At 67.1% G+C, this 11,326-nt stretch carries 6 protein-coding genes and 4 pseudogenes; 1 reads left to right on the top strand and 9 read right to left on the bottom strand.

What is annotated here, in order from left to right; translation table 11 throughout:
* Positions 1 to 378: 378 nt before the first annotated feature.
* Positions 379 to 1,063 (top strand): annotated as a pseudogene (locus ACH4C6_RS35020) (Tn3 family transposase); the annotation flags it as partial.
* Positions 1,064 to 1,369: 306 nt separating this feature from the next.
* Here ACH4C6_RS35020 and ACH4C6_RS35015 read toward each other — a convergent pair.
* From ACH4C6_RS35015 to ACH4C6_RS34975, 9 genes and pseudogenes are all read right to left on the bottom strand, one after another.
* Positions 1,370 to 2,503: a hypothetical protein gene (locus tag ACH4C6_RS35015; protein ID WP_398112673.1), complete on the bottom strand. Its 1,134-nt coding sequence runs from the start codon at positions 2,501 to 2,503 to the stop codon at positions 1,370 to 1,372.
* 479 nt (positions 2,504 to 2,982) lie between these two features.
* A pseudogene (locus tag ACH4C6_RS35010) lies at positions 2,983 to 3,765 on the bottom strand (Tn3 family transposase); the annotation flags it as partial.
* 319 nt (positions 3,766 to 4,084) lie between these two features.
* Positions 4,085 to 4,962 (bottom strand): annotated as a pseudogene (locus ACH4C6_RS35005) (TauD/TfdA dioxygenase family protein).
* 57 nt (positions 4,963 to 5,019) lie between these two features.
* Positions 5,020 to 5,253 (bottom strand): hypothetical protein, encoded by a 234-nt coding sequence (locus tag ACH4C6_RS35000; protein ID WP_398112672.1) that lies wholly within the window; start codon positions 5,251 to 5,253, stop codon positions 5,020 to 5,022.
* 39 nt (positions 5,254 to 5,292) lie between these two features.
* Positions 5,293 to 5,472, bottom strand: a complete 180-nt coding sequence (locus ACH4C6_RS34995) for a hypothetical protein (protein WP_398112671.1) — start codon at positions 5,470 to 5,472, stop codon at positions 5,293 to 5,295.
* 188 nt (positions 5,473 to 5,660) lie between these two features.
* On the bottom strand, positions 5,661 to 6,023 hold the full coding sequence (locus tag ACH4C6_RS34990) for a hypothetical protein (RefSeq protein ID WP_398112670.1): 363 nt from the start codon (positions 6,021 to 6,023) through the stop codon (positions 5,661 to 5,663).
* The gene (locus ACH4C6_RS34985; RefSeq protein ID WP_398112669.1) at positions 5,905 to 6,453 is read right to left on the bottom strand and encodes a GSCFA domain-containing protein; all 549 of its coding nucleotides are present in this window, start codon (positions 6,451 to 6,453) and stop codon (positions 5,905 to 5,907) included. Before ACH4C6_RS34985 ends, ACH4C6_RS34990 begins: the two co-directional genes overlap by 119 nt.
* A gap of 11 nt (positions 6,454 to 6,464) precedes the next feature.
* Positions 6,465 to 7,424 carry a thioesterase domain-containing protein gene (locus ACH4C6_RS34980; protein ID WP_398112674.1) on the bottom strand — a complete coding sequence of 320 codons (960 nt, stop codon included), beginning with the start codon at positions 7,422 to 7,424 and terminating at the stop codon, positions 6,465 to 6,467.
* A pseudogene (locus ACH4C6_RS34975) lies at positions 7,422 to 9,819 on the bottom strand (beta-ketoacyl synthase N-terminal-like domain-containing protein); the annotation flags it as partial. The pseudogene ACH4C6_RS34975 and the gene ACH4C6_RS34980, both read right to left, overlap by 3 nt.
* Positions 9,820 to 11,326 lie beyond the last annotated feature (1,507 nt).

Genomic DNA, 11,326 nt, shown 5'->3' with positions numbered 1-11,326 from the left:
TCGCCACCCGCTACGAAAAACGCGCCTACATCTACCTCGGCACCATCACCCTCGCAGCCCTCATGATCTGGCTCCGCACATGATCCGAGAAACAGTGCCTAGTGCGGGTGATCGAGTACCGGATCGACGGCCAAGCCGAGGTGATCCGACTGATCACCAGCCTTATGGACCACGAGAAGTACCCGGCTGGCGAGCTCGCCGAACTTTACGTACGGCGCTGGGAGTCTTCGACGAGATCAAGACCCACCAGCGCGACAGACCCGTCCTGCGCTCACAGACCCGGGACGGCATTCGGCAAGAGATCTTCGCCCACCTGATCGTGCACCACGCCACCCGGGACCTGCTCGTCGAGGCCGCCCGCATCGCGCAGTGAACAGCGGAACGGCGACGAAGGTGTCCATCGGGGCGGCCAGCGACGGGCGGGTGAAGCTGAACGTCGCGGGGCTCGGCGCGCTCGGCGAGCCGAAGTCCCTGACCTGGCTTCGCCGGCGGGTCGAGAAGATGCTCCCGAAGATTGACCTGCCGGACCTGCTGTTTGAGGTGAACTCCTGGACCGGGTTCCTCGACGCCTTCGTCCACCTCGGTGACGGCACGACCCGGATGAAGGATCTGCCCACCTCGGTGGTCGCGCTGCTCGTGTCCGAGGCGTGCAACATCGGCCCTGACCTCGGTGGTCAACCCCGGGCACGAGGCCCTGACCCGGGCCCGGCTCGTGCACGTCGACCAGTACTACCTCCGCGTCGACACCATAGCCGCGGCGAACGCCGCGCTGATCGCCGCCCAGGCCGACATCCCGATCGTGCAGTACTGGGGCGACGGGCTGCTCGCTTCCGTGGACGGACTGCGCCTCCAGGTGCCGGTGCGCACCATCAACGCCGCCCCCTCACTCAAGTACTTCGGGTTCAAGCGGGGCATCACCTGGCTCAACGCAGTCAACGGCCAGGTCGCCGGCATCGGGCAGATGGTCATTCCCGGCACCCCGCGCGGCTCCCTGCACATCCTGGACGCCCTGCTGAACCTGGACGGCGAGGTGAAGCTGGAGATGGTGGCGACCGACAACGCCTTGTAGTCCGAATGGCGAAGTCCCGGCACAAGAAGCCGGAGAACGTCCGCCGGTACATCAAGCCGTCCCCCGAGGCGATCTCGGAGCTGACCAGCCTGCTCGCGCGGAGGGATTCGCGACTCTGAGCCATCGGTCCGAGCCAAAGCGCACCGTGCCCGCCGGAACCGAAAGGCCGACGGGATGGCGATGCTCCATTCCCTAAGGGTTGACGTGAGAGCAGGCATATGCACAGGTCAACGGAGTCTCACCTGCTCAAAGGAATCGTTGCGACCTGCGAAAATGGAAACAAAGATTCGCATAGTGTCTTTAATGAAGTTTACGGGAATTAATGCGACCAGCTGCAGGAGTCTGTCCCGTCCATCTTGACGATGCGAGCAGGGTGACATTTCGACTCCTTTCGGCAGTGGGCTGAATTGCGGCAATCGCGGCCAGCGTTCTCTGGTTATTGAGTTGTGATTTATTGAGTTCCGCCAAAAATGCTCGACCAGCTACCCCTTGGTGTACCGAATGGGCGGGGAAAGGGCCGCCGAGCGCTCGATACAGGTCCCCATGCTCTGGACGTATCGTGCATCCGAATGTTGCGGCGGTAAAGAATTCGGCTGTGAATTCATGCGGATTTCTCGCAGCATAGCCGCTAATGTCATTTGCGACCTGCTGGTACCTTGGTGAGAATTTGGTGTAAAATAAGTCGACGAAGCTCTCCGGGGAATGCGCGAAATGCAGGAAGTGGCCAATCTCATGAATGATCACCGCAGATGGGTTGCCGAGTTTCAATGCGACAGAGTCAGGTGCATCCATAGGCGGTGATGCACTTACGAGTTGCGGTGAAAGCATGATTTTGTTGGGGGCGTAAAATTCAGCGAATGAATTCCATGGGGCGTCTACTTTAAAAGAGGGAAGGTGGATGCCTCTGGAGTATTTGGGAAGATAAAATTCTAGTGGCGAGGGGATCGAGAAGCCCGCTTTAATCACGCGAGACAATGCGTCAGCGACTTGTTCCACTCTTCGGTCCCTCAGGGTAACCGGCTCGGTGCTGTCAGCAAATATTGCCAGCTGGAATCCTTCTGCCTCTGTTGTTATCTTAAGGGCCCTTGCGGGGTGCGAGTTCGTATCATGGCTCTTGCGTCTATCGCTTCGATTGACAAACGATTCGATCTCAGGGTACTCCGCATAGATTCCCAGTTGTAGTCCCTCTTCGTCATCATCGGCGAATACTCCTCCTTTGCTCTGGATGCTGTTCACGTGCTCCGAGAAGAGTGCACTTGCATATTTGATGCTAGCATATCGGGCACCCTTTAAGGTGCCATCCTGATCTCGATTGTGCAGGTATGCTTGAGATATCGGGTTTTCAAGGTCTAACCGCTTGGAATATTCTCGAATAACGTACGGTGCTAGATTCGAGCTTACTGTCTCGAAAGCTTTCATCTGTTCTGGTGTCATCGCGAGATGTCTCAATTATCTGGTTGTGCGTCAGGGATTTGGCGTAGCCCGGGAGCGGTAGGTGCCTGAGTGGCAGACCGTCCCGATCGGGTGCGGGACTTAAAATCAGGTCCCTTGCGAAGTCGCGGAGCATCTGGGTTGTTCCATCGGGGGCGTGCGGCCGAACGTCACAGAGCAGACAATGCGATTTTGCAAGGGGTCTTGGCTTGAAGCAGATCTGACTTGGGGTCGATGTCGGCTGCGGTGGCTCTCCTTTGTTTCCGTTGATCTCGCTTTGTACGGCCAACCTGTCCTTGCTCAGCTTTCCGGGCACGTTTATTGAGCTGATCCGATCTGCCGCCTCGCGGCCGTACTTTCGGGGCGATAGTCATCTCCTTCTCTCCGTTTTCGTCGACCCGTCCACGGACACTGTCCGTGATGATCTACGAGTCAAGCCCGGGGAGAGTTCGGTGTGGTTTTCCCCGGCTGGCCGCAGGCGCTCACTTGTCGTTGGGAGCGTGCTTGTCGCGCCGGGGGCGCAGCCCGTCGGGGAGTCGGAAGGAGTACCGGCCGAGCACGTTGATGTGGTGGTGCACGAAGGGGGAGATGCGGGCGACCTCCTCGGCGCGGACCTCGAAGCCGTCCTCGCGGAGCCGGGTGATCGCTGCGTCCATGTAGCGGGTGTTGAAGAAGACGAGCGCGTTGAGGACCAGGCGTTGGCCTGCACCTTGATCTGGCGGCAGTAGCCGGGCTCATCGGCCAGGCTCAGGATGTTGAGGATCTTGGCGATCCGCCCGTAGTGCGCGATCGCGTCGCCCAGCGGGGTGGGTCGGCCCCCGCGGGACAGCATCTGATCCGCAGGATGTCCTCCCAGTGCCGCTCGATCCGGGCCAGGTCGACCCGGCCACGTGCGGCGTCCTGGAAGGCTCCGTAGTCGGCGGTGCGGTCGATGCGCCACATTCTCTGATCGGGCAGGTCGGTGAGTTGCGGGGCATAGGCGACCCGTCCCAGGGTCAGCAACCCGAACACCCGAGGGCGCCGATCTGGTCCTCCATACCGTCCTGGTAGAGCTGCTCGGCCCGGCCGTGGAAGATCTTCGTGCGAGTGCGTGGCGGCCTTCCTGTCGCTGTAGGAGGCGGTGTCGGTGACGATCATCTCCGGGCGTTTGTCACCGTTGCGGCGTAGAGGACGTACAGGGAGTCACGCGGGGTGCCGGCCACGACCTTCCCGCCCAGGTCTGCCGTCTGGTTGTTGATCATGCTAAGCCACGTCGTCCCGCGCCGCCAGGTGCCCGCCCGCCTCCCCGGGCAAGCGCCCGGGCCCGCCGGCGAAGGAGAGGCTGAGCCCTCTCCGTGCAGGCCCTCAAGCCGCGCGCACAGGCGTGAGGCTCAGCCGTCGCGGATGCCGGTCGGTAGTTCGTCGTGGAGGGCGGTTGCGACAGGCCGCAGATGCACGGGGGCATGCGGACGTGAACATGTGGCTGGGTGTTGCGGCCGGCCCCTGCACCGGGGTGCCAGACGCCACCGCCCCGTCGGATGTGCGCGTCATGCGTACCAGCCTCCTGCTCTGAGGGATCGATGATGATGTACGTGCTGGAGTGGGTCAGCGGTGCAGCGGCGTGCCCTCGACGGCGATCCGGCGGCCGAGCCGGGTGAGGGGGAAGTAGTCCCATACGGCGTGGTGCTGCACGCTGCGGTTGTCCCAGAGCACCAGGTTCCCCCGCTCCCAGCGCACCCGGCACTGGAGCAGGGGCGTGCGGGCCACGTGCGCGTACAGCATGCTCAGCACGCTGTCGCTCTCAGCGCGGGAGAGCTGGGTGATGTGTGAGGTGTAGGGGGCGTTCACGAAGAGCAGCCGGCGGCCGGTCTCCGGGTGCCGGGCGACGACGGGGTGCTCGGTGCGCGGCACGTCGTAGTCGGCCGGAGGGGTCTGACCGGCGGCGGTCCACGGCAGGGCGCCGTCGTGCAGGGCGGTCAGTCTGCCGAGGAAGTCCTTCATGGCGGGGGAGAGCAGCTGGTAGGCGAGGTGCATGTTGGCGAACAGGGTGTCGCCGCCGCTGCCGCCCTCGGGGACGGTCGTGAGGTACAGCAGGGATCCGAGGGAGGGCGCCGGGTCCGCCGTACCGTCGGAGTGCCAGCCGTTGCCAGCCACGCCCTTCGAGTTCTTATCCGCGCTGATGTCCCGGATGTACGGGTCGGAACCTTCACGGGAAGGGTGACGGGGTGCAGCTCACCGAAGACGCCCGCGAACAGCTTGTGCTGCTCAGGCGTGAGGTCCTGGTCGCGGAAGACCAGGACGTGGTGGGACTGGAAGGCTTGTTTGACCTCCTTCTCCTGCTGGGACGTCAGCTCCTCGGACAGGTCGAGGCCGGTGACTTCGGCGCCCAGCAGCGGGGTGAGAGGGGTGACCGAGAGGGTCTCGTACGGCTCGGCGGGCCGGGTGGTGAGGCGTTCGACGGCCTGAAGGGCGTACTGCTCCATGGGGACCTCCAAGAGAGGGTGGGGCTGGCGGTGAGGACCGGCGCGGTCGGGGTGGGATCACAGTCCTCGGACGAGGAGTTCGGCGACCACGAGGCGGCCGAAGGCGAGGCTGCCGTGGATGGTGTCCTCCGGCAGGCAGAAGGCGGGGCGCTGGTCGCCCGAGCGGTCAGTCACCCGGGCGCGCAAGTCCACGATCTCGGCGCCGCGCGCGGCGACCTCGTCGCGCACGACATCCTGCGAGGCGCGGAACACGCGTGCGTTCGCCATGTCGGGGACGCGCTGCGGAGGCATGACGGCCACCGTCCGCAGCCCGAGGGCCGCCGTGTGGTTCTAAAAGGCGAGTGTGCCGCGGACCGTGGCCCGTACGAGTGCTGAAAAGTACGGGCTGCCCAGGAAGGACGCCGCGAAGTCGCCGCGTGGGTCGCGGTGGATGTCCCAGTTCTGCCGCTTGGCCACCGTGTGGGCGCTGAACCCGAAGGTGCACACCACAGGCACGGACAGCTCTGACATGCTTGCGAGGGCCCAGGGCGTCGAGGAACTCACGGTACAGACGCGCTCCTTCGGGCGCTCGGAAACGGATCTCCGCGCCGTCGGCGTCGAAGAACGGGCCGAGGAAATCCCGGCCCGAACCGACCGGCCCGCCCGCGAAGGGCAGTCCGGCGGCCCGCGCGGCCTGACCGATGCAAGCCGCATGGGAGTCACCGAGCAGAAGCCACCGGGCCGGGGCCGTAGTAGTCGAGGAGGGCGTCGTCACAGGATGGGTCCTCTCTGCCGGCGGTGGGCCGCTGCGGGGGAGTGTGCGGTGGAGCGGCCGGTTCGCCCCGCAGGGCCCGGAAGAAGTGCCCCATCACGAAGACCACGCCTTCAAGACGGACGGTGCGTAGGTTGGGCTCGAAGAAGCCGTGCCGACCCCCGGAATCCGCAGTGGGCGGCGCTCCCAGGTCATCCGCGAGGGCTGGGAGGGCGGGTAGCTGCGGCAGGCAGGTGACGATCTCGTACGACGGGAAGTAGTCGACGAGGTCGTCCTCGTCCGCGAGCTGCCCGGCCGCCGCCCGCAGCACCGATTTCGAGAAGGGCGAACCCTCCCGGCTCCACCGTGGGCCAGTAGGGATCGTAGAAGCGCCCGTCCTCCTCCCACACCTCGTCGGGGGGCGTGCGGGAGCCCAGGGTCCAGGCGGTCCACTGGCGCAGCGCGGCGGCGGTGTAGATGTTGCCGGTGCGGAAGGAGAACCGGCGGTAGCCGCGGGCTGATTGCTGGGCGGTGGTCAGCCCTGGGGGCGGGGGTTCCGCGTTGTACCAGTGCATGCCCTCCTCCAGCAGCGCGCGTCCGATGTGGCCGGCGAAGCAGGATCCGGTGGTGATCACGGGCGCGTCCTGCTCGATGGGCCACTTCGGTGTCCGCAGATCGGCGATGTCCAGCGGGTCCCGTTGGGCGACCGCGCTGCGCCAGAAGGAGCGTTCCGGCAGGCTCGTGTAGGGGTGTGATGTCATGGAGCGCCTCCTCAGGGCTGCCGGGTGGAGGGACGCGTTTCGGCGGTGAGCTGGTCGGCGATGTCCCGTGCGTGGGACGCGGCGACGAGGCCGTAGTGGTCGGTGTCGACCTTGTGTACTCGCGGGTGGGGCAGGTGGGTGTTCCAGGCGCCCGGCGGTGTCGGCCGCGGGGCGAGCACGGTGGTGTCGGCTGGGCGTTCGGCGAGCCAGACGGTGGTGGGTGTCGTGGTGATCCGCGGCAGCCGGTGCTCCGCCATGGCGGCCAGATTGGCCCGGCAGCAGCGGGCGAGGCGTTCGGCGTACGCGCGGCCGGGGCTGGTCAGACCGCCGGTGCGGCTGCCGCCCAGCTCACGGGCGAAGGCCTCGTTGACCTGGATCTCGTCGTACGCGGCGTACTCCGTCCTGGCGCCGGGCGGCGGAGGGTCGAGGAGGTACAGGCTCGCTGCGGGCTGCCCGTCTCTTTCGGCGAGGGCCGCCATCGACAGGGCGATCCACGCACCGAACGACCAGCCCGCCAGCCGCAGCCGGGAGCCCGCGGCGGGGAAGGCGGCTCGCACGGCCCGCAGGTAGTCGGCGGCGCGGTCGGTGATCGACCGGGCGGGCAGCCGCGGGTCGCGCAGGGCCGGGTCGGGGATCAGGCAGACCGTCAGTTCGGCGGGCAGGGCCGAGACCAGCGGGCGATAGGCCTGGATGTCGCCGCCCACCGGATGGACCAGGCACAGGATGTCCTTACCGGTGCCGTGCTGCCAGACCTCGACCTCTGCCTCGGTGCCCGACCGGGCCGGTTGACGGGTGTCGTTGTCCAGCTTCCCCAGGATGCCGCTGAGGGTCACGTGGTGACCGAGGGAGGCGAGGTCGATGTCGGTGCCGTGACGGCGTTTGACAGCCTCCAGCAGTTCCAGGAGTGTCAGAGAGTCGGCCCCGAGGTCGTACAGCGGGGTGTCGGGGTCGACGGTGTAGACGCCGAGCAGCCACTGATCGGCGGGCAGCCGCCGGGACGGCGGACCGGCGTCCTCCGAGGGGCGTACGGGCTCGAGCCGGGCTCGGTCGGGGGCGCGCGGGAAGTCGTACGCCGTCAGGTCGAAGGCGGGCAGGGGGAAGTCCCACGGAGCGCCGGCCGGGCCGTCGGGCCAGTCGACGGTGCGGCCGGCCGTCCACGCCCGCGCGAGCTGGTGCGGGTCACCGCTCATCACCGGCGCCTCCTCCCGCGCGGCGTGGTCGGAGACCGGAGCCGTGACCGGCTCGGGCTCGCGCAGCCAGGCCGCGGCACGACGCGGCGTCCGGGCACACCGCCGCCGCACGGTGCTCCAGCAGGGGGCGCCCGGCCTGAAGGTGCCGGAGCACCTGCGGGTAGGCGGCGGGGTGGGCGTCCAGGTAGTCGGCGATGCGGCGGCCGTCGGCGCGCAGGGCGTCCTCGCTGCTCGCGGAGAGCACCAGGCAGGGCATCGTGGCGGACGCCGCAGCGATCGTTGCGGTGCCGGCCGTCTCAGCGGCCGGCCGCCCGGCGGGAGCTTCCAGCAGCAGGTGGGCGTTGGTTCCTCCGATGCCGAAACTGCTGACGGCAGCCACCCGCGGCACGTCCCGCGGCCAGGGTTCGGTCGTCACCGGCACGCGGAAAGGCCCGGCGTCGATCTCAGGGTTGAGGCGGTCGAAGTCCGCGGTGGGCGGGATGATCCCGTGGTGGACGGCGAGCACGGCACGGACCATGCCGACGACACCCGCGGCGGCGCCCAGGTGGCCGATCTGGCTCTTGACGGAGGACAGCGCCACGCCCGGGCCGTCCGCCAGCCCGTACGCGTCGCGCAGGGCGGCGGCCTTCACCGGGTCCCCAAGGGGGGTGCCGGTGCCATGTGCCTCCACGTAACCGAGGTCGGTTCCCGTACGGCCGCTGCGGCGCAGGGCGGAGCGTATCGCGGCTCGCTGGCCGGAGCGCTGTAACTGAGTTTGTCCGCGCCGTCGTTGTTGATACCCGAGCCCGTGACGACCGCATGCACAGTGTCGCCGTCACGGCGGGCGGCGGCGAGAGGTTTGAGGACGACCACGCCGACACCGCTGGCCCCCACGGTGCCCGCGGCATCCGCGCTGAACGGGCGGCAGTGCCCGTCGGGGGAGTAGATGTGCTGCGGCCGGTAGGTGTAGCCGCCGGTCAGATCGGTGTCGGCGAGGACACCGCCTACGAGCATGACCTCGGCGTCGCACTGGCGCTGCAGCCCGGCCGCCAGGTGCACGCCGACCAGTGAACTGGAGCACGCCGACTGCACCGTGAAGGCGGGCCCGGTCAGCCCCAGATGGTAGGCGGCCTTGGTGGCGAGAAAGTCCTTTTCGTGGTGCAGGGCCATGCGGAAGGCGTCGGGCAGCGCGTTTGGGTCGGCCTCGCGCAGCATGTTCTGGAAGTAGGTGTTCTCCCCGCATGCCGCTATCAGCCCGACCCTCTGGCCTGCCGCGTCGCCGATACCGGCGTGGGCGAGCGCCTCGACGCAGCTCCTCAGCAGGTGGCGCTGCTGCGGGTCCATGAGGCGGGCTTCACCCGGGCTGAGGGTGAAACGGCCCGGGTCGAAGTCGAGGATCCCGTCCATCTGGCTGCGGGCACCGACGAGGCCGACCGCCGCGGGGAAGTCCTCGATGCCGCGGGCGGCCGGAGGCCACCAGGTCCCAGAAGGCGGCCAGATCGGGTGCGCCCGGCAGCCGTACGGCCATGCCGATGACGGCGACGGGTTCGTCCGCGGCCTCCGGGGCGGGCCGTATCGCCACGTCCGCCGCTTCCCGCACCGCGCGACGCTCCTCCAGGAAACGGGCGAGGGCACGTAGCGTGACGTGCTCGAAGAGGTCCGGTACGGAGAAGGAGAGGCCGTCCTCGCCTGCGCAGGCGAGCTGGAACCGCATGAGGCCCAGACTGGTGGCACCGGCGTCGAAGTACCGTTGCCCCACGCCGACCGTGATGCCGGTGACCTCCTCGAACAGCGTCGTCAGACGCCCCTCCAGCGGTGACAGGCCCACGTCGGACGGTTCGGCGTCGCGCAGATCGTGACCGGGGGCGGTGAGCGTCGCGCGGCGGTCCGCCTTGCCGCTGGGTGTGCGGGGCAGCGCGGTCACGCGACGGAAGCGGGCGACGCGTACATGGACGGGCAGCAGTGCGGTCAGGTGCTCCGCTAGTCCGCCCGGATCGGGGTCCTCGCCCCGGCACTCCAGCGCGGCTACCAGGCGGCCGTCTGCCATGGCGGTGACGGCGTTGACCACGCCCGGGTACTGAAGGAGCGCGGCCTCGACCTGCCCCAGCTCCAGTCGGTGACCGGCCACCTTGATCTGGGCGTCGTCACGCCCCTCGTAGTGGAGCAGGCCCTCCGCGTCGAAGCGGGCGAGGTCACCGCGGTCGAGCTGCGCGTCGTCCATGCCGGGGTACATGGTGAAGGTGTGCTGCACCGCTTACCTGGTCTTTCCGGCAAAAGGGACTGGAGGGAAAGGGGCACGGCGGTCCGGGATCGCCGGACGACGGAGTGCCGATAAGAGCGCGCGCCCTGTTCGGGGATTGAGGTAGGCGCGCGGGAGAGGGAGGAGGGGGAAAGTGAACCGGCTCGTCGAACGGTCTAGGGGCGTGGCGGAAGAGGGTTCGCTCGATGATCCGTCCTCGGAAGTGAAGTGCGAGAGGGCTGCGGATCTCCGGGGAGAATGTATTGGTGATAGTCAGTCACGGCTCATATCTCTGTCAACACTTGACATTCCGTAGCGCTAGCACGTGGATGAGGCTGGTGGTTGTACCACCCTCGTTGAGGGCATGCGAGGTTCGGCCCAGCTCACTAAGGGCTGTCCCGTAATCCCCGGCGGGCGCGCGACGCCGGATACGGCACCTCGCAGCGTTGCCGGAACGTCCGCATACGTCCAGTATGCGGACGCCCCTCCGCCTTGCGATGCACCGCATCCGACGCCGCGCGCTGATCCATTGCGGATTACGGGACAGCCCTTAGGGGTGAAGGCCCTGGGGGAGAACAGTTCGGCCAGCGAGCGACGGCTGTCGGGAGCGACATTTCGCGTGAACGCACCGGTGCTGCTGCGGGCAGGCCTGCCCGCAGCAGCACGAAAACTGACCAGACGACGCGTTTGCATAAGGTGAAGTGGTGGGCCGGTAGCCAATGCGCATCAGTGGAACTTTGTCGATTATGCCGCCTATGTTCACAGTAGAGACAGTCGCTTGAGAATGTGGCGCTGACCGGAGATTCTATGCTCCGCCCCGCGGGACTGGTTTCTCAGGAGACTAAGAGGTCGCAGTGTCCAATGCGTCGTTCGTTGCTGTTGTTGATCGTGGCGTCGAGTCGGTTGACAATGTCGGCGAGGGTACGGGGCCGGCGTACGACCGCCGGCCGTGAGGTGGTCAGCGAGCGGGACCAGGGATCCGGCCATGTCGGTGATCGGGTCCGCTCCGAAGCTTGCGATGTGACCGCGAGGGCGTTGTTCAGATCAGTTGACGGCCCAGCCCGGCCCGGGGCGTGAGGAGGAGGCCCCAGGCAGGCGCGTTCTGTGCCCGCTTATCGGATGCTGTTATGTTCATGGCTCGTAGGACCGGCTGACCGGCGAGGAGGACCGTTTTCGCATGTGTCAGGTCCTGGTTGTGCTGGTTGGGCGCGCACAGTCCGCGGAAATCAGCGAGCCGGGGAGGGGCGCTGGCACGGGCCGCGGGCAGAGGCCGTTCACGCACCATCCGCGACTTGCACTTCGTTACCCTGTGTCATTTCTCGGTCGCTTCGGTCGCTTCGGTCGCTTCACAGTCATGTCGCTGGCGTAGCGTCACTGAGCCTTTTCAGCGACCACCCCGGAGGGTGAAGGACCCAGCTGGGGTGACTGGCCTCTGAGCTGCATAGAGGGCCGACGCTGGCGGACG

Source organism: Streptomyces sp. NPDC017943 (assembly GCF_044328425.1).
GTDB classification, from domain to species: domain Bacteria; phylum Actinomycetota; class Actinomycetes; order Streptomycetales; family Streptomycetaceae; genus Streptomyces; species Streptomyces djakartensis_A.
The sequence above is the reverse complement of the archived record's forward strand: the minus strand, read 5'-3'. Positions and strand labels throughout refer to the sequence as shown.